17 protein-coding genes and 2 tRNA genes are annotated in these 16,944 nt (G+C 69.7%); 10 read left to right on the top strand and 9 right to left on the bottom strand.

Annotated elements, in window-relative coordinates; translation table 11 throughout:
* Nucleotide 1 precedes the first annotated feature (1 nt).
* Together fumC and K3A85_RS03835 are read right to left on the bottom strand one after the other, a co-directional pair.
* Nucleotides 2-1,378 carry a class II fumarate hydratase gene (gene fumC / locus K3A85_RS03830; RefSeq protein ID WP_225205173.1) on the bottom strand — a complete coding sequence of 459 codons (1,377 nt, stop codon included), beginning with the start codon at nucleotides 1,376-1,378 and terminating at the stop codon, nucleotides 2-4.
* A gap of 68 nt (nucleotides 1,379-1,446) precedes the next feature.
* Nucleotides 1,447-1,698, bottom strand: coding sequence for a hypothetical protein (locus K3A85_RS03835; protein ID WP_225205174.1), 252 nt, complete (start codon nucleotides 1,696-1,698; stop codon nucleotides 1,447-1,449).
* A 263-nt stretch (nucleotides 1,699-1,961) separates the two neighbouring features.
* On the opposite strand from K3A85_RS03835, the gene K3A85_RS03840 reads away from it, so the two are divergent.
* From K3A85_RS03840 to recQ, 5 genes are all read left to right on the top strand, one after another.
* Nucleotides 1,962-3,146: a cation:proton antiporter gene (locus tag K3A85_RS03840; protein WP_225205175.1), complete on the top strand. Its 1,185-nt coding sequence runs from the start codon at nucleotides 1,962-1,964 to the stop codon at nucleotides 3,144-3,146.
* Nucleotides 3,143-4,348 (top strand): serine hydrolase domain-containing protein, encoded by a 1,206-nt coding sequence (locus tag K3A85_RS03845; RefSeq protein WP_225205176.1) that lies wholly within the window; start codon nucleotides 3,143-3,145, stop codon nucleotides 4,346-4,348. The genes K3A85_RS03840 and K3A85_RS03845 overlap by 4 nt, the downstream gene beginning before the upstream one ends.
* Nucleotides 4,349-4,359: 11 nt before the next feature.
* Nucleotides 4,360-4,917 carry a DUF3592 domain-containing protein gene (locus K3A85_RS03850; RefSeq protein ID WP_225205177.1) on the top strand — a complete coding sequence of 186 codons (558 nt, stop codon included), beginning with the start codon at nucleotides 4,360-4,362 and terminating at the stop codon, nucleotides 4,915-4,917.
* A gap of 64 nt (nucleotides 4,918-4,981) precedes the next feature.
* Entirely contained in the window at nucleotides 4,982-5,440 is a 459-nt protein-coding gene (locus K3A85_RS03855) for a nuclear transport factor 2 family protein (protein ID WP_225205178.1), read from the top strand.
* A 41-nt stretch (nucleotides 5,441-5,481) separates the two neighbouring features.
* Entirely contained in the window at nucleotides 5,482-7,383 is a 1,902-nt protein-coding gene (recQ, locus tag K3A85_RS03860) for a DNA helicase RecQ (RefSeq protein WP_225205179.1), read from the top strand.
* Here recQ and K3A85_RS03865 read toward each other — a convergent pair.
* The gene (locus K3A85_RS03865) at nucleotides 7,367-7,564 is read right to left on the bottom strand and encodes a YdcH family protein (protein WP_225205180.1); all 198 of its coding nucleotides are present in this window, start codon (nucleotides 7,562-7,564) and stop codon (nucleotides 7,367-7,369) included. The genes recQ and K3A85_RS03865 overlap by 17 nt on opposite strands.
* Before the next feature lie 298 nt (nucleotides 7,565-7,862).
* On the opposite strand from K3A85_RS03865, the gene K3A85_RS03870 reads away from it, so the two are divergent.
* Both K3A85_RS03870 and K3A85_RS03875 read left to right on the top strand, forming a co-directional pair.
* The gene (locus K3A85_RS03870; protein ID WP_225205181.1) at nucleotides 7,863-8,777 is read left to right on the top strand and encodes an SPFH domain-containing protein; all 915 of its coding nucleotides are present in this window, start codon (nucleotides 7,863-7,865) and stop codon (nucleotides 8,775-8,777) included.
* 7 nt (nucleotides 8,778-8,784) lie between these two features.
* Nucleotides 8,785-8,967 (top strand): toxin-antitoxin system HicB family antitoxin, encoded by a 183-nt coding sequence (locus tag K3A85_RS03875; protein ID WP_225205182.1) that lies wholly within the window; start codon nucleotides 8,785-8,787, stop codon nucleotides 8,965-8,967.
* Nucleotides 8,968-8,986: 19 nt separating this feature from the next.
* On the opposite strand, the gene K3A85_RS03880 is transcribed toward K3A85_RS03875, so the two are convergent.
* Nucleotides 8,987-9,607, bottom strand: a complete 621-nt coding sequence (locus K3A85_RS03880; protein ID WP_225205994.1) for an LON peptidase substrate-binding domain-containing protein — start codon at nucleotides 9,605-9,607, stop codon at nucleotides 8,987-8,989.
* Nucleotides 9,608-9,621: 14 nt separating this feature from the next.
* Complete coding sequence (gene trxA, locus K3A85_RS03885; RefSeq protein WP_225205183.1) at nucleotides 9,622-10,530, bottom strand: thioredoxin; 909 nt, start codon at nucleotides 10,528-10,530, stop codon at nucleotides 9,622-9,624.
* 197 nt (nucleotides 10,531-10,727) lie between these two features.
* Here trxA and K3A85_RS03890 point away from each other — a divergent pair.
* Nucleotides 10,728-10,802, top strand: a tRNA-Gly gene (locus K3A85_RS03890).
* Between the two features lie 77 nt (nucleotides 10,803-10,879).
* Here K3A85_RS03890 and K3A85_RS03895 read toward each other — a convergent pair.
* From K3A85_RS03895 to K3A85_RS03905, 3 genes are all read right to left on the bottom strand, one after another.
* The gene (locus K3A85_RS03895; protein ID WP_225205184.1) at nucleotides 10,880-11,965 is read right to left on the bottom strand and encodes an ecdysteroid 22-kinase family protein; all 1,086 of its coding nucleotides are present in this window, start codon (nucleotides 11,963-11,965) and stop codon (nucleotides 10,880-10,882) included.
* Between the two features lie 98 nt (nucleotides 11,966-12,063).
* Nucleotides 12,064-14,772: a calcium-binding protein gene (locus K3A85_RS03900; RefSeq protein ID WP_225205185.1), complete on the bottom strand. Its 2,709-nt coding sequence runs from the start codon at nucleotides 14,770-14,772 to the stop codon at nucleotides 12,064-12,066.
* Nucleotides 14,773-14,969: 197 nt separating this feature from the next.
* Nucleotides 14,970-15,046: transfer RNA gene (locus K3A85_RS03905), tRNA-Arg, on the bottom strand.
* Nucleotides 15,047-15,179: 133 nt separating this feature from the next.
* On the opposite strand from K3A85_RS03905, the gene K3A85_RS03910 reads away from it, so the two are divergent.
* Nucleotides 15,180-15,620, top strand: coding sequence for a hypothetical protein (locus K3A85_RS03910; RefSeq protein ID WP_225205186.1), 441 nt, complete (start codon nucleotides 15,180-15,182; stop codon nucleotides 15,618-15,620).
* A gap of 138 nt (nucleotides 15,621-15,758) precedes the next feature.
* Nucleotides 15,759-16,202, top strand: a complete 444-nt coding sequence (locus K3A85_RS03915; RefSeq protein ID WP_404822907.1) for an MmcB family DNA repair protein — start codon at nucleotides 15,759-15,761, stop codon at nucleotides 16,200-16,202.
* Nucleotides 16,203-16,206: 4 nt separating this feature from the next.
* On the opposite strand, the gene K3A85_RS03920 is transcribed toward K3A85_RS03915, so the two are convergent.
* Nucleotides 16,207-16,782: a TMEM165/GDT1 family protein gene (locus K3A85_RS03920; protein WP_225205995.1), complete on the bottom strand. Its 576-nt coding sequence runs from the start codon at nucleotides 16,780-16,782 to the stop codon at nucleotides 16,207-16,209.
* Nucleotides 16,783-16,944 lie beyond the last annotated feature (162 nt).

Here is a 16,944-nt window from a genome sequence, read left to right on the forward strand (position 1 = left end):
GTCAGACCATGTCCCGCGGCCGCACCACGCGGTCGAAGGTGGCCTCGTCGACGAGACCGAGCTTCAGGCCCGCCTCGCGCAGCGACAGGCCTTCGGCGAGCGCGGTCTTGGCGATCTTGGCCGCATTGTCGTAGCCGATCTCGGGCGCGAGCGCGGTCACCAGCATCAGCGAGCGTTCGACCAGCTCGGCGATCCGTGCCTCATTGGCTTCGAGCCCCTCGACGCAGCGTTCGGCAAAGCTCGCCATGCCGACCGACAGGAGATGGACCGAGCGGAGGACGGCGGCGCCGATCATCGGCTTGAACACGTTCAGTTCGAGGTGGCCCTGCAGCCCGCCGACAGTGACGGCCTGGTGGTTGCCGATGACTTGCGCGGCGACCATCGTGAGCATTTCGCACTGCGTCGGGTTGACCTTGCCCGGCATGATCGAACTGCCCGGCTCGTTGGCGGGAAGGTCGAGCTCGCCAAGGCCCGAACGCGGGCCGGAGCCGAGCAGGCGGATGTCGTTGGCGATCTTGGTCAGCGCCACGGCGAGCGTCGCCAGGGTGGCGGAGAACTGGACCAGCGCATCGTTGCTGGCGAGCGCTTCGAACGGGTTGGGCGCGGCCTCGAAGGCGTGGCCGGTCAGCAGCGCCAGTTCGTTCGCCATGGCCTCGGCAAATCCTGTCGGCGCATTGAGCCCGGTGCCGACCGCCGTGCCCCCTTGCGCGAGCAGCAACAGGTGCCGCTCGGCGTCGGACAGGCGCTCGCGCGCCGCGGCGAGCTGGCGGACGTAGCCCGAAAATTCCTGCCCCAGCGTCAGCGGCGTTGCGTCCTGCAGATGGGTGCGGCCGATCTTGACGAGGTGGGCCCAGTCCAGCGCCTTGGCATCGAGCGCGGCGTGGAGCCGGTCGAGCGCGGGCAGCAGGTCGCGGTGCAGGGCGATGACGGTGGCGACGTGCAGCGCGGTCGGGAAGCTGTCGTTGCTCGACTGGCCGCGATTGACGTCGTCGTTGGGGTGGACCGGGCTTTTGCCGCCGCGCTGGCCGGCAAGGCGCTCGTTGGCGATCCCGGCCACCACCTCGTTGACGTTCATGTTGCTTTGCGTGCCGCTGCCGGTCTGCCAGATCACCAGCGGAAACTGGTCGTCGAAGCGCCCGGCGGCGACATCGGCGGCGGCCGCCTCGATCGCCTGGCCGAGCGCCGTGTCGAGCCCGTGCGCCCGGTTGACCCGTGCCGCCGCCTGCTTGATCAGCGCCAGCGCATGGACGATCCCGAGCGGCATGCGCTCGGTCTCGCCGAACGGGAAGTTTTCGATGCTGCGCTGGGTCTGCGCGCCCCAGTAGGCGTCGTCGGGAACCTCGATCGCGCCGATCGAATCGGTTTCGCTGCGGGCCATCTGCGTCGTGCTCCTCGCGTCCTTGCCTGCTGGCAATGGACAGCGGAGGCAGGCGTTCCGCAACCGGTTTATGAGGACGCGGGCGAGCGGTGGTTGTAGTATTCGGCCGTCGTCCCGGCGCCGTCGCTGGCGGCGAGCAGGCTGAGCGCCGCGGCGAGGCCCTGGCGGGCGAAGGTATCGAGCAGGTCGTCGCAGGACCGGTCGTGCGCCTTGGCCACGGCCTTCAGCGCCCGCGCCATTTCCTCGAACTCGATCTCGGTGAGGCGGGCGGCCTTCCATTCTTCGGCGGCGTTGAAGTTCTCGTGCAGGTGATGGCCCATCGATCGGTCTCCCATTGTCGTTGACAACAGGGCTAACAGTCCGGACGCAGTTGCAGCTTAATGCGACCCGGCGGGCGGCACCGGGCGCATAACGCAAGATGGCGTCAACCACGCGGGCTTTCCCGCCCCGCTTTCGGTCCCGGTGGCGCAGAAGGGCTCGCCCCGCCGGGCACGTATTCGTATTCTCCCTTGCGCCCGGCGGCGGAGCGAGGCTCTCGCAAGCGCGCCCGCGGAGACGGGCGGGGATGCAAAGAAGGGGTTCGATGGGCACGACCGAAATCTTCCTGATCGCGCTGACGATCATTCTGGCGGTGCCATATGCCGCGTGGCGGATCGCCCGCACCGACCGGTTTGCGCCGCTGGTGGTGGTGCAGATCGTCGGCGGCATCCTGCTCGGGCCGGGCGTGCTCGGCGCGGCCTTTCCCGGCTACTATGCCTTCGTGTTCAACCCGCAGGTGATCGGTGCGCTCAACGGCATCGCCTGGTGGGCGGTGATGATGTTCGTGTTCGTCGCCGGGCTCGAGCTCGACCTCGCCGATGCCTGGAAGCACCGCGGCGAAACCGCGGTGACCGCGGCCTGCGCGCTGGTCGCGCCGCTGCTGCTCGGCGCTGCGGCGGGGGCGGTGCTGCTGGCGGGGCCCGGCTGGGTGGGGCCCAAGGGCAGCTACGGCCAGGCGGTGCTCGGCGTCGGCATGGCCTGCGCGGTCACGGCGCTGCCGATCCTGGTGCTGTTGATGGAGAAGCTCGGAATGTTCCGGCGGCCGCTCGGCCAGCGGCTGCTGCGCTACGCCAGCCTCGACGACGTGGCGATCTGGGGCGTGCTCGCGCTGATCCTGCTCGACTGGACCCGTCTCGGCCGGCAGGGCCTGTTCCTCGCCGTCTTCGCCGCTGCCGCCTTCGTCATGCGCAAGGCCATGCAGCGACTGCCGCAGGACGACCGCTGGTATGTCGCGCTGGTCTGGCTGGCGGTGGTCGCTTTCGGGGCCGACTGGTCCGGCCTGCACTTCATGGTCGGCGCCTTCCTCGCCGGCGCGGTGCTCGATGCGCGCTGGTTCGACACCGCGCGGCTCGATGCGATGCGCAGCTTCCTGCTGCTGACGGTGATGCCGGTGTTCTTCCTTTCGACGGGCCTTCGCACCAGCTTCGGCGTCGACGGCGCGATGGTCTTCGCCGCCGCCGGCGTGCTGCTCGTCGCCTCGGTCGCGGGCAAGCTCGCCGGAGTGCATCTTGCCGGGCGGCTGCTCGGCTGGCGCAAGGGCGAGGCGAGCGTGATCGGCTGGATGCTGCAGACCAAGGCGCTGATCATGATCATCTTCGTCAACGTCCTGCTCGACAAGCAGGTGATCACCGCGCAGACCTTCACCGCGCTGCTGCTGATGGCGGTGGGATCGACCGCGCTGACCGTGCCGATGGTCCGCCCGCGGCTCGCAGCGCTCGCCGCGGCGTGATCGTGCGCGCGCTCGCCGCGGTCGGCGCCCTGCTGGCGGCGATGGGCGCGCCCGTATCGGCCAGCGCGCAGCCTGCCCGAATCGCCGTCGCCTTCGATGCCCACCGCCTGCGCCCGGTGGTGGTGGAGGGCCTTGCCGACCGGCAGACCGGGCGCGCGGTCGGCGCGGACGATCCGGTTCGCATCGCCTCGATCTCGAAGCTGGTGACGGCGCTGGGCGTGATGCGGCTGGTCGACCGGCGCAGGCTTGATCTCGACGCCGATGTGTCGCGCTGGCTCGGCTGGCGCCTGCGCAACCCGGCCTTTCCTGACCGGCCGGTCACGCTGCGGATGCTGCTTTCGCACCTGTCGAGCCTCGTCGATGATGCCGACTACGTCATCCCATTGGGCGAGACGGTCCGCACCCGACTGGCCGATCCGAAGGCATGGGATCGCGCGCATCCGCCGGGAAGCGACTGGTTCCATTACACCAACCTCAACTTCCCGGTCGTCGCCTCGGTGATGGAAGCGGCGACGGGCGAGCGCTTCGACCGGCTGATGCAGCGGCTGGTGTTGCGCCCCCTGCATTTGTCCGCCTGTTTCAACTGGTCGGGTTGCTCGCCCGAGGTCGTGGCGCGGGCGGTCGTGCTCCATGGCGCAGATGGCGAGGTCCGGCGCGACGATCTGCACGGCGCGCCGCCGCCCTGCCTCGTGGCCACCGCGCCGGGCCTTGCCTGCGATCTTGCCGGCTACGTGCCGGGGACGAACGGCGCGCTGTTTTCGCCGCAGGGCGGCTTGCGCATATCGGCGAACGACCTCGCCCGGATCGGGCAGATGCTGGCGCGCGGCGGGCGCGGCTTCCTCTCGCATGCGGCCTTTGCCGAGATGACCCGGGCGCAGTGGCGCTTCGATGGCCGCAACGGCGTCGACGAAGGCGGCGAGGCCGGAGGGATCGACTGCGCCTACGGCCTTGGCGTGCATATCCTGACCGGGCGCAACGACCGCTGCCGCGATGACCTGTTCGGCGACGGCCGTACGCGGATCGGCCATTCGGGCGAGGCCTACGGCCTTCGCTCCGGGCTGTGGGTCGATCCCGCAACGGGCCGCGGCCTCGCCTTCTTCGTCACGGCGGTTCCCGACGCGGCGCCGCCGGCAGCCTCCAGCGCCTTCACCGCCGCCGAGGAGGCGCTCGTGCGGCAGGCTTTGTTAAGCAAGACTCCGTAGCCTTGCGCGCGATGTCCGCGCTCGATCTCCTGACCTTCGCCATCGCCGCGCTGATGCTCGGCGCGTGCGGATGCACCTGGCGGGCAGCCGTCCTCTTCGCCGGGTGGAGCCCCGCGGTCGCCACGGTGATGCGCAGCGGCTACGGCGAGGCCGACCGGCGCGACGATTTCCTGAGCATGGGCCTGTCCTTCGCGACCCGGCGCGGGTGGGACTGGCGCGACGGCGAAGGCAAGCGCTGGATCGAGGACGAGGTTGCCTTCGAAACCGCAGCAGGCGAGCGCCGCCGCGCCATCGTCGGGCGGCAGGTGACCCGCGCCTGGCAGCCCTCGAGCGTGCTGCGCATCTGGTACGACCGCGCCGACCCGACGCGGGTGACCGCCTATGGCCCGTGGTACTGGAACGCGATGACGGTGTTGTCGCTAGGCTTCGTCGCGGCGATCGCGCTGTGGGGCATGGACTGGGCGCGGACCGGCGATCCGCCGGCGTGGCTGGAGGCGATCGCGGACAAGCCCGGCCAGCCGCCCCGCATGGTGTGGGAGCGGATGGCCGACGCGGTCTCGCACAAGTGACAGGGCGCGGGGTCGGCGCGCTCGACTAGTCTGCCGAGCAAACACGCCATGGAGAGGCAGCCCCGTGACCGAGATCGACCCCGTCGCCCGCCTGATCGCCATCGAGGAGATCAAGCAGTTGAAGGCGCGCTACTTCCGCCTGATGGACACCAAGGACTACGCCGGGCTACGCACCGTCTTTGCCGATGACGCCGTGTTCGATGCCGCCTGCTCGCTGTCGATCGAACCCGCCGAGGATACGGAAAACTGGATTCACCAGGGCGGCGACAACATCGCGGCCTTCGTCGAGGCCGCCGTCGATCCGCTGCGCACCGTCCACCATGGCCACTGTCACGAAATCGAGGTGCTCTCCGCCACCGAGGCGCGCGGCGTGATCGCGATGGAGGACAAGATCTGGGACGCGCAAGGAAAGCTGTTCCTCCATGGCATGGGCCACTACCACGAAACCTACCGCAAGGACGGCGGCGCCTGGCGCATCGTCACCTCGCGCATCACCCGTCTTCACGTGATTCTGGGCGAATGAGGTTTTGATCCGCGCGGACCTTCTGCCATAGGCCGCAAGGCATGGCAGACGGTTGGCCCGACGAACCCGACTATCCGTTCGAGGACGACGGCTTCGCCGGCTACGAGCCGGTCGGGCCCGAAGACCTGTACCCGGCCGATGAACCCGTCTTCGCTCCGCGCGCGCAGGTTTCATCGGATCCGGTCGAGGCGCTCCATGCCGTGTTCGGCTTCAATGCCTTTCGCGGCGTGCAGGAGCAGGTCGTTTCGCGCGTGCTCGCGGGGCGCTCGACGCTGGCGGTGATGCCGACGGGCGCGGGCAAGTCGCTGACCTACCAGTTGCCGGCGATGATGCGCGAGGGAACCTGCGTCGTCGTCTCGCCGCTGATCGCGCTGATGCACGACCAGCTGCGCTCGGCCACCGCCAACGGCATCCGCGCGGCGACGCTGACCAGCGTCGACACCGATCGCGAAGCAACCCTCGCAAAGTTCCGTGCCGGCGCGCTCGACCTGCTCTACGTCGCCCCCGAGCGCGCCAGCCAGCCGCACTTCCGCGAATTGCTGAGCCGGGCGCGCATATCGCTTTTCGCCATCGACGAGGCGCATTGCGTGTCCGAATGGGGCCATGACTTCCGCCCCGACTATCGCCTGCTGCGCCCGCTGATGGACGCATTCCCGGAGGTGCCGCGGCTGGCGCTGACGGCGACGGCCGACCGGCATACGCGCGCCGACATCCTCGAACAGCTCGGCATCCCGGCCGAAGGGCTGATCGTCGCCGGGTTCGACCGGCCCAACATCCGCTACGCGATCACCCCGCGCGACAATCCGCTGCGGCAACTGAAGCAGGTCATGGCGGAAAATCCGGGGCCGGGCATCGTCTATGCCCCGACCCGCGCGCAAGTGGAGCGGCTTGCCGAGCAGCTGGGCGCGCAGGGACGCCGCGTGCTGCCCTACCATGCCGGGCTCCCGGCCGAGGTCCGCGCCGCCAACCAGGCCGCCTTCGTCGCCAGCGAGGACATGGTGATGATCGCGACCGTCGCCTTCGGCATGGGCATCGACAAGCCCGACGTGCGGTTCGTCGCCCATGCCGCGCTGCCCAAGTCGATCGAGGGCTATTACCAGGAAACGGGCCGCGCCGGGCGCGACGGCGATCCGTCGGTGGCGGTGCTGCTGTGGGGCGCCGACGATTTCGTGCGCGCGCGCCAGCGGCTCGGCGAGGTCGAACCGGCGCGCCAGCAGGGGGAACGGACGCGGCTCGATGCGCTCGCGGGGCTCGTCGAGACCGCCGGCTGCCGGCGTGCGGTGCTCCTGCGCCATTTCGGCGAGGATCCGCCGCCGGCCTGCGGCAATTGCGACAACTGCCTTGCGCCGCCCTCGTCGACCGACGCCACCGAACTCGCGCGCAAGCTGCTTTCGGCGGTCTATCGCACCGGCCAGAGCTACGGCTTCGGCCATCTCGAGAAAGTGCTCACCGGCGTCGCCGACGAACGGGTCCTGCAGCGCGGGCACGACCAGCTGTCGGTGTTCGGCATCGTATCGGGCGAGGACGCGCCGCTGCTGCGCGCGCTGTCGCGCGCGCTGCAGGCGCGCGGCAGCCTCGTCGCCAACGAGCACGGCGGGCTGGCGCTCGGCGGCGATGCCCGCGCAATCCTCAAGGGCGAGGCGAACGTCGACGTGATCCTGCCGCCCAAGGCCGAGCGCGGCCGCGGCAAGCGTGCGCGGGGCGAAGGCGCCGCGCTCAACCCGGTGGGCGATCCGCTCTTCGATGCGCTGCGCGCCTTGCGCCGCGATATCGCGCAGGAGGCCGGGGTGCCGCCCTACGTCGTGTTCCACGATTCGGTGCTGCGCGAGATGGCCGCGATCCGCCCCGCCAGCCGTGCCGAACTCGGCGCGATCGGCGGGGTCGGTCAGCGCAAGCTCGACGCCTACGGCGAGGCGTTCCTCGACGTCATCCGCCGGTACTGAGCCGCTGCGGACGCGCCAGCCGGGCGAGGCGGTCCTTGATCATCAGCTTCAGTTTCTTGAGCCGGGCGATCTCGAACGGATCAGCCCAGCGCCGGGCCTGGGCGTCGCGCAGCGCGGCGTCGAGCTTCTGGTGACGCTCGAGCAGGCGGTAGGCCAGCAGGCGGAAGGTGCGATTGGTCATGGCGATTGCTCCTCGATCAGAACGGTTGCGTTCGATCGGGTCTGCCGAGCGTGCGGGATCCGGGGCGGGGTAGGGGGACGCTCCGGACCTTCGGCATCGGCATGACCCGATGCGGTCCGACATCGCGTGGCGGCCGGCTGCGGATGCGAAGCCGAAGGCTCCACCGCAACCTGCGCGCCGCGCCAGAGGGGCCCGGTACCGCGAAGCCCAAGGTACGGATCGCCGGGCGGCAATCAAGTTATGTTGTGTTGCTGGCGCGAAATGATATTAATATGATATCACTTCGAGGGGAAGCGTGATGTCCCAGATTCCTGCCGCCGCCATGTCCACCACCCGCGAACGCGCTGCCTGGAGCACCAGCGGCTACCTCGTGCTGGGGGTATTCCTGGTCCTTCTCGCGCTGTTCCTCTGGCGCCTGACCAGCTTTGCCGGCGGCCAGCCGAGCGACGCCGAAGTCGCGACCTTCGTCGGCTCGATCTTCCTGCTGCCGGTCGCGCTGGTGGTCATCGCCAAGGGCTTCTACATGATCCAGCCCAACCAGGCGGCGGCGATCACCCTGTTCGCCTCCTATCGCGGCACCGACCGCAACGCCGGCCTGCGCTGGGTCTGGCCGTGGATGGGCAAGACGCGGATCTCGGTGCGCGCGAACAACGTCGTTTCCGAAAAGCTCAAGGTCAACGACTTGCGCGGCAACCCGATCGAGATCGCCACCAACGTCGTCTGGCGCGTCGCCGACACCGCGCAGGCGCTGTTCGATGTCGACGACTACAAGGCCTTCGTGCTGGTCCAGATCGAAGCGGCGGTGCGCTCGATCGGTTCGCGCTACCCCTACGACGACATCGAGCACCACGAAGTGACGCTGCGCGGCCACCACGAGGTGATCAACGCCGAACTGCGCGACGAGTTGAACGCCCGGCTCGCGCTGGCCGGCATCACGGTCGACGAGTGCGGTCTCACGCATCTCGCCTATGCGCCCGAGATCGCCGGCGCGATGCTGCGCCGCCAGCAGGCCGAGGCGGTGATCGCGGCGCGCAGGAAGCTGGTCGAAGGCGCGGTGACGATGGTCGAGATGGCGCTGCAGCAGCTTTCGGAAAAGAACGTCGTCCACCTCGACGACGAGCGCCGCGCGGCGATGGTCTCGAACCTGATGGTCGTGCTGTGCGGCGAGCGCGAGACCCAGCCGATCGTCAATACCGGCACGCTGTACCAGTAGCGCGACGATGGCCTCGCCCGGCAAGAAGGCCTTCGCGCTGCGCCTCGACCCGGCGCTGCACGCCGCGGTCGAGCGCGCCGCGGCGGCCGACCTGCGCTCGGTCAATGCCGAGATCGAATGCCTGCTGCGCGAAGCGCTGGCGCGGCGCGGAGTCCAGGTACCGGCGGCGAAGCCGCGCGACGGCGGCTGACGGCGGCTGACGGCGCCTGCTACTGCAGCGTCACCGCGCCGTCGTCGTCGCCTTCGCGCCGGCCGAAGAACTGCATCAGCTGGACCAGCAGCTCGCAGCGGCTGGCGAGGTCGGGCGCCTCGAGCAGCGCCTGCTTGGCGGCAGCGTCGAACGGCGCGATCTGGGACACGCCGTTGATCAGCGATTCGTCGTCGAGCCGCGAGACCGAGTCCCAGTCCACCGCATAGCCCTGCGCATTGGCGAAGCGCCGTGCCTCGCGCTCGAACCCGGCGCGCTCGATCGCGCTCAGCACCTGGCCCTCGGGATCGGTGATCAGCGTGCCCTCGACCTGGCGGAACGGCGTGGTCACGTCGAGTTCGCGGACCAGCCGGAAGCGGGCGAGGCCCTCGAGCACCAGGTTGAACCGGCCGTCCTCGAGCGCCTCGACATCGACGATCTTGCCGACGCAGCCGACCCGGAACAACGGCGCGCCCTCGACCGGCGCCTGCGGCTGGATCATCGCGATCCGGCGGTCGCGGGCGAGCGCGTCGCTGACCATCGCGCGGTAGCGCGGCTCGAAGATGTGCAGCGGCAGTTGCAGGCCGGGAAACAGCAGCACCCCGCCGAGCGGAAAGATCGACAGCCGTATCCCGTCCTGCATCGTGACCATCCGCGTCAGCCGAACAGGATGGTCGAGAGCTTGCGCCGGGTCGCCGCGACCCATGGATCCTCGAGCCCGATCGCCTCGAAGATCTGCAGCAGCCGGGTGCGTGCGGCACCTTCGTTCCAGGTGCGGTCGGCGGCGATCATCGCCAGCAGCTTCTCGGCCGCGCCGTCGCGGTCGCCGCTCGCATAGAGCGCGTTGGCGAAGGCGAGCTGGGCTTCCATGTCGGCCGGCCGCTCGGCCGCCGCTGCGCGCAGCGCTGCAAGTTCGCCCGCTTCGGGCGCGTCCTCGGCAAGCGCCAGCGCCGACTTCGCCTGCGCCAGCGCGGGATCCTCCGCGAGCTTGGGATCGAGGGCGGCGAGCACCCCTGCCGCTTCCTCGCGCCGGCCGGCCAGCAGCAGGGCGCGGATCAGGCCCGAATGCGCCGCGGCGCTGTCGGGTGCGATCTCGGCGATCTGCGCGAAGATGTCGGCGGCACGCTCGCCGTCGCCTTCGGCCAGGACATCCTCGCCCATCGCGAGCAGCGGGGAGACGTCCTGCGCGGGCTCCTCGCCCGCCTGCACCGGCAGCTGGGCGAGTATCTGGTCGAGGTACTGCTTGATCTGCGATTCGCTGCGGGCATTGGTCAGGTCGGCCACGGGCTGGCCCTGGAACAGCGCATAGACCGTCGGGATCGAGCGCACCTGGAACTGCGCCGCGATGAACTGTTCCTCGTCGACGTTGACCTTGGCCAGCACCACGCCCTTGTCGGCATACTCGGCCGCGACCTTTTCCAGCACCGGGGTCAGCGCCTTGCAGGGACCGCACCATTCCGCCCAGAAATCGACGATCACCAGCTTGGTCATCGACGGCTCGACCACGGTCTTGCGGAAGCGGTCGACCGCCTTCTGTTCGTCGAGACTGAGACCGAGGCTTGCCAATGAACTTCTCCGGATCGATGCGATGTCGTGCCGCCTTCATGTGGGATCGCGGGCCCGTTCGGCAAGGGCCATGCGGGGCAGTCGGGCCGATCTGCGCGGAAAGTGCATTTGGGGGGTTGCGCCGCGCCCGAGTCACCGTTAGAGGCCCCCACACCCCAGCCGGACGGGGCCTTTTCCCACCGGCCAGAAACGCACGAGCGGGCGTAGCTCAGGGGTAGAGCACAACCTTGCCAAGGTTGGGGTCGAGGGTTCGAATCCCTTCGCCCGCTCCAGTTTCCGGGTGGCCCACCACGCCGTTTCCGTCGTTTTCAAAGGCTCCGGTCGCGCGCCTGCCTTCGCCCGGCTGCGTTCAGCCGAGCAGGTCGAGCGCGCCGCTGTCGGCCACGTGCCGGACGTGGCGGTCGAGCATGGTGAGGAACAATCGGTCGCCGCGCTCGGTGCGCATCACCGACATCGCCGCGCAGACCGCCACATTGATTCCGGCAAAGGTGAAGCGGCGGTAGTCCTCGTTGAACTGCGCGCGGGTGTAGGTGCGCACCCCCTGCGCCTCGAGCTCGCGGAAATAGGTCTCGACCAGCACCGGCTCGTGCGCGCGGCGCACGTCGGGCGCGAACGCGCCGCCGATCAGGTAGGCGACGTCGACTGCGGCATAGCCCAGCGCCGCCGACTGCCAATCGACCACCTTGAGCCCGCGATCGCCGTCGAACAGCATGTTGTCCGGGCGGAAATCGTTGTGCGTCACGCAACGCGGACGTGCCGGGTCGATCGCGGCATAGGCCTCGTAGCGTTCGCAGAACCGGTCGCAGATCGCGATCGTCGCAGCCGGCAGGTCCGCCGCATGCCGCTCGCGATAGCCGGGCCAGGCGCTGCGGATCGCCTCGGCGGGATAGAACGGCTGCGCCAGGGGCCGCATCGCGGGCTCGCCGCTTTCCAGCCACGACAGGTCGCGCTCGCCGCCCTCGTTCCAGAACGCGGCGTGAAGCCGCGCGCCCTCGATGACCGCGGCCCGGGCCTGCGCCGGGCTGATCCCCGCGATCTGGTCGCCCGGGCGCGCCGGATGGCAATCCTCGAGCAGCAGCGCGAAGCTGCCGTCCTCGGCCAGCTCGGCTGCATGGCAGCGCGCGGTCGACACCCGCGCCTCGGCAGCGAGCTCGCGGTAGAAGCCGATCTCGCGCGCATAGAGCCCGTTGCCGGCCGCGGCCTCGCGGCTGGCGGGATCGCTTGCCGCGAACTTGCCGATCAGCGTCGCGGGGCCCTTGCGACGGCCATAGCGCGGGGTGATGCGCACGGTGTCGCCCAACTGCCCGGTGCCGACGCGCTCGAGCGCGATGTCCTCGATGTCCCAGTCGACGCCGCTTCGCGCGAGCAGCGCGGCCAGCCACTCGGCGCGCAGCGATTCGGGGGGCGGCACGCTCGGCAGCAGCGGATCGGTCACGACGGCATGGCTCCTCTCGCCGGCGGATCGTTGGTCCGCTGGTCAAGCCTGACCATGGCGCATTGCGTCCGCGCGGCCAAGCGCGGATGCAGGCCGCGTCAGATCACCATGAAGTCGCTGGCCGAGAGGAACGGGTGGAAGTCGGTTCCGACCACGGCGACGAGCAGCGCGGCGTATCGCGTGCCGCTGCCGTCGGCGTCGTAGTAGATCTGGCCGTTGCTGGTGTTGTAGATGATCCGGTCGGTCGCATCGTGCGCGAAGTCGGCGCCGCTCGCGGCCCAGAACTGGTCCTCGGCAAGCGCGCCGGTCGCGCCCAGCGCCTTGAACTGGGCGAGCGTGAACTGGATCTTGTCGCCCTCGGCGGTGCTGAAGTCGGTGATCGTGTCAAAGCCGCTGTTGCTCCGCAGGGTGAAGTCGTACCGGAACATGTCGGCGCCCGAACCGCCGGAGAGCTTGTCGTTGCCGAGGCCGCCTGACAGGACGTCGTTGCCTGCGCCCGCGCGCAGGTCGTCGTTGCCCGCTCCGCCGATCACGGTGTCGTCTCCGCCGCGCGCATCGACGAAATCGTCGCCCTTGCCGCCGTCGAGGCGGTTGGCGGCATCGTTGCCGACAAGCGTGTTGGCAAGCCCGTTGCCGGTTCCGTCGATCGCCGCCGAGCCGGTCAGGACCAGCGTCTCGACGCTGGTGCGCAGCACGTAGCTCGCGCTCGCATAGACGGTGTCGTTGCCGCCGTTGGTGCCTTCGCGGACGTAGTCCGCGCTGTTGTCGACGTAGAACACGTCGTCGCCGAGCCCGCCGGCCATCCGGTCCGCGCCCGCGCCCCCGTCGATCACGTCGCTGAACTTCGAGCCGGTGATCTGGTTGGCGCCGGCATTGCCGATCAGCGTCAGGCCGATGGCCGAGCGCGAGGCGCTGATGTTCACCGCCACGGTGCCGCTGGTGTCGGCCTGGGCGGCGGTGCCGGTGCCGATCACGATGCGATCGATCCCCGTCTCGAACGCGCCGAGCGAAACCGTCCCGGGGCTCTGCGCCGCGACGCGCAGCTCGTCGGTGCCGGTCGTGCCCGAATCGTGGATCTCGTTGCCGATGTGGTCGCGGATCGCCGAGACGAGATAGATGTCCGAGCCATCGCCGCCGTCCATGTCGTCGCTGCCCGCGCCGCCGTCGAGCACGTTGGCCGCGGCATTGCCCCGCAGCACGTTGGCCACGCCGTTGCCGGTGGCGTTGATCGCGCCGGTGCCCGTCAGCGTGAGGTTTTCGACATCCGCGCCCAGCACGAAGGACACGCTCGCCAGCACCTGGTCGCGCCCTTCGTTGGCGATCTCGACCACCTGGTCGGCGGCGTTGTCGACGACATAGGTGTCGTTGCCCTTGTGCCCGGCGAGCACGTCGGCTCCGCCCGCGCCGTCGAGGGTGTTGTTGGCGTCGTTGCCGTCGAGGCGGTTGCCGAGCGCGTTGCCGTTGCCGTTGATGGCGGCGGTCCCGGTCAGGACGAGGTTTTCGACTTCGGCGGCGAGCGTCCAGTCGAGGCTTGCGCGCACGGTGTCGGTGCCGCCGCCGGCGGTCTCGATCGTCCGGTCGCCGATCGCATCGACGACATAGGTGTCGTCGCCGCTCTTGCCGGTCATCACGTTGGCGGCGCTGTTGCCGGTGATGACGTTGTCGCCATCGTTGCCGGTGGCATCGATCGCGTCCGTCCCGGTCAGCGTCAGGTTCTCGAGATTGGCGCCGAGCGTATAGCTGAAGCCGGCCTGGACGGTGTCGATGCCTTCGCCCGCCTTTTCGACGATCGTGTCGTCGGCGCCCGCGAGCACGTAGGTGTCGTCCCCGCTGCCGCCTTCGAGCCGGTCGCCGCCGCCGCGGCCGTCGAGCGTGTCGTTGCCGTCGAGGCCGAGCAGGATGTTGATCGCGGCATTGCCGGTGATCGTGTTGTCGAGCGCGTTGCCGGTGCCGTCTATCGCGGCCGAGCCGGTCAGGACGAGGTTTTCGATATTGCTGTCGAGCGTCCACGACAGCGAGGCGCGCACCGTGTCGGTGCCCTCGTTGGCGTTCTCGATCGTGCGGTCGGCAAGGTCGTCGACGATCATCACGTCGGAGCCGAGCCCGCCGATCAGCGTATCGGCGCCGAGGCCGCCGTCGAGGGTGTCGTTGCCGTCGAGCCCGTTGAGCGTGTTCTCGGCGTCGTTGCCGATCATCACGTTGCCCTGGCTGTTGCCGATTCCGTCGATCGCGTCGCTGCCGGTCAGAGTCAGGTTCTCGAGGTTGTCGGAAAGCACCCACGACAGGCTCGAGCGGACGGTGTCGCGTCCCTCGGCGGTGTTCTCGATGATCGTGTCGCCGACGGTCTCGACGATGAACGTGTCGTTGCCGGTCCCGCCGACCAGCGTATCGGCGCCGAGGCCGCCATCGAGGGTGTCGTTGCCGGCGCCGCCGTTGAGGATGTTCGAAGCGGCGTTGCCGGTGATCACGTTGTCGAGCGTGTTGCCGGTGCCGTTGATCGCCGCATTGCCGAGCAGGACGAGGTTCTCGAGATTGGCGCCGAGCACCCACGACACCATCGCGCGCACGGTATCGGTGCCTTCGCCGGCGAGTTCGGTGATGCTGTCGCCGCTTGCGTCGACCGCGTAGGTGTCGTCGCCGGTCCCGCCCGCCATGGTGTCGTTGCCGGCGCCGCCGTCGAGCCAGTCGTCGCCGTCAAGGCCGCGCAGCGTGTCGGCCGCGCCGAGCCCGTAGATGGCGTCGTCCCCGGCCGTGCCCTCGAGGACATTGGCGGTATCGTCGCCGGTGATCGTGTTGAGCGGCGGCATGGCGGCGAATCCTGAGGCTAAGGGGAAAAACTAAGGGCGTGCCGGCGCGCTTTGCCCCAGCCCTATTACCATTTTGAGAAAGGTCAGTTTAACTATCGGCGCGGGCCGGGAGCGCGCGGCAGGCATCAGCGCGCGCAGCGTTCCGGCGTGGTCCGCAGCGTGATTTCGACGATGATGGGGAAGGGCCTGGGGAAGGCTGGCGCACCCGACAGGATTCGAACCTGTGGCCTTTGCCTTCGGAGGGCAACGCTCTATCCAGCTGAGCTACGGGTGCAGTCGCCAGCGCCTCTAGCAGCGCATTGCGCCCCCGGCCAGCCCCCATGCTCGTTTTTCCCCGGGTTGCCTGCGGCCGAACCCTTATACGCGCTCGGGCTTAGTGATTTGGAAGGAGCGCATCTGGTAGGCCGATGCCCATGGTCACCGCCTTTTCCAGCCCCCATCGAGTCCCGGCCCGCGGCGAGGGCAAACCTTTTCCGCTGCCGGGCGCGGGGCGGGCGGATTTCGGCGCCGGGGCCGGCTCGGCGCTGTCGATGAAGTGGTCGGCGCTGCACGACGCCGCGGCGGTCGTGGCGGCGCTGGCCGGCCAGCCGGTGGAGGCGCGACGCGCCGAAGTGCGCAACTTCCCCGCCGTCGTCCGCGATCTCGGCGGGTGGCGCTACGACGAGGCGCGACGCGGCATCGACGACCTCGCGGCGATGATGGAGCCGGGGCTCTCGGCGCTGCTCGCGGTCCGCGCGCGGGGGATCGCCGCGGTGCCGGCGGCCGAGGCCCTGTGGCAGGAGTTCCTGCTCGCGCGTGAGGCGCTGCTCGACCTGGTCCCGCAACAGGGCGTCAAGCGCCTCGGCTGAGGCTTTACCCGTTCGCATTATGTTCCTAAGCTCGCGGGCATGGTCGAATCGTCACCATTGTCCCCGGCCGGTTGGGCCGCCGCTTCCGCCACCGCTCCCGCCACCGTCGCCGCCGGGCAGGAGCTTGCCGATGCACGCATGGTCGCGCGCGGGATCTGCCGGCTGTTCGCCCGCAACGACACCTGGTGCCTGCCCGAGATGCCGTTGCGCTCGGGGCGGCGCGCCGACCTGATGGGGATCGACGCCAAGGGGCGCATCGTCATCGTCGAGATCAAGGTCAGCCGCGCCGATCTGCTCGGCGACGGCAAGTGGCCCGATTACCTCGAGCATTGCGACCGCTTCTACTGGGGCCTTGCCCCGCACCTCGATCGCGCCTGCCTCGAGGATGCGGCGTTCCTGCCGCACGCCTGCGGGGTGATCGTGGCCGATGGCTACGATGCCGAGATCGTGCGGCCGGCGCCGACGCTTGCGCTCGCCGCGGCGCGGCGCAAGGCCGAGATCGAGCGGCTGGCGCGCACTTCGCTGCGCCGTCAGCTGGTCGGGCTCGATGCCGATTGCGCCGCCTGGGGCGACGGGGTCTAGCGAGTCAGACGAGGCCGGCGGTCCGCGCCAGCAGCCACAGGCCAAGGCCCACGAACAGCAGCGCGGCGACGATCCGCACCGCCGCCAGCGGCACGCGGCGCAGCAGCGCTTCGCCGAGGAAGACGGCCGGGACGTTCGCCAGCATCATGCCCAGCGTGGTGCCCATCGTGACCGCCACCGCGTCGTGGTACTGCGCCCCCAGCGCGATCGTCGCGACTTGCGTCTTGTCGCCGATCTCGACCACGAAGAAGGCGACGAGCGTGGTCAGGAAGGCGCCGAAGCGGGCGGGCCTGGGGGCTTCTTCATCGTCCATGCGGTCGGGTACCAGCGTCCACAGACCCATTGCGATAAACCCCGCGGCGACCGCATAGCGGAACGCGGGGCCGTCCATCACGCCGGCGATCGTCGCGCCGAGCAGCGCAGCGAGGAAATGGTTGGCGAGCGTGGCAACGAGGATCCCGGCCACGATCGGCCAGGGCTTGCGGAAGCGGGCGGCGAGGATCACCGCAAGCAGCTGGGTCTTGTCGCCGATCTCGGCGAGCGCGACCACGGCGGTCGAGGTGGTGAGAGCTTCGAACATCATCGGGCAATTCCGGGGCCGGGCGAACCAGTCGAGACGAACGACGACCGCGCCCTTCCGCCCGGCCGGACGAAAAGCGCCATCGCCATTGGTCTCGCCCGAAATCGGCCGCAAGATCGGCCCACTTCGCCTGCGCCACGGCCTCTCGGCCGAGCATGTTGA

The organism is Novosphingobium huizhouense, from assembly GCF_020179475.1.
Taxonomy (GTDB): domain Bacteria; phylum Pseudomonadota; class Alphaproteobacteria; order Sphingomonadales; family Sphingomonadaceae; genus Novosphingobium; species Novosphingobium huizhouense.

Bases quoted from the DNA above. Each gene is read 5' to 3' on its own strand.
- K3A85_RS03870 (WP_225205181.1), top strand. From the start codon at position 7,863: ATGTCCCAGATTCCTGCCGCCGCCATGTCCACCACCCGCGAACGCGCT.
- K3A85_RS03915 (WP_404822907.1), top strand. From the start codon at position 15,759: ATGGTCGCGCGCGGGATCTGCCGGCTGTTCGCCCGCAACGACACCTGG.
- K3A85_RS03865 (WP_225205180.1), bottom strand. From the start codon at position 7,564: ATGACCAATCGCACCTTCCGCCTGCTGGCCTACCGCCTGCTCGAGCGT.
- K3A85_RS03850 (WP_225205177.1), top strand. From the start codon at position 4,360: ATGTCCGCGCTCGATCTCCTGACCTTCGCCATCGCCGCGCTGATGCTC.
- K3A85_RS03900 (WP_225205185.1), bottom strand. From the start codon at position 14,772: ATGCCGCCGCTCAACACGATCACCGGCGACGATACCGCCAATGTCCTC.
- recQ (WP_225205179.1), top strand. From the start codon at position 5,482: ATGGCAGACGGTTGGCCCGACGAACCCGACTATCCGTTCGAGGACGAC.
- fumC (WP_225205173.1), bottom strand. From the start codon at position 1,378: ATGGCCCGCAGCGAAACCGATTCGATCGGCGCGATCGAGGTTCCCGAC.
- K3A85_RS03920 (WP_225205995.1), bottom strand. From the start codon at position 16,782: ATGTTCGAAGCTCTCACCACCTCGACCGCCGTGGTCGCGCTCGCCGAG.
- K3A85_RS03910 (WP_225205186.1), top strand. From the start codon at position 15,180: ATGCCCATGGTCACCGCCTTTTCCAGCCCCCATCGAGTCCCGGCCCGC.
- K3A85_RS03875 (WP_225205182.1), top strand. From the start codon at position 8,785: ATGGCCTCGCCCGGCAAGAAGGCCTTCGCGCTGCGCCTCGACCCGGCG.
- K3A85_RS03835 (WP_225205174.1), bottom strand. From the start codon at position 1,698: ATGGGCCATCACCTGCACGAGAACTTCAACGCCGCCGAAGAATGGAAG.
- K3A85_RS03840 (WP_225205175.1), top strand. From the start codon at position 1,962: ATGGGCACGACCGAAATCTTCCTGATCGCGCTGACGATCATTCTGGCG.
- K3A85_RS03880 (WP_225205994.1), bottom strand. From the start codon at position 9,607: ATGCAGGACGGGATACGGCTGTCGATCTTTCCGCTCGGCGGGGTGCTG.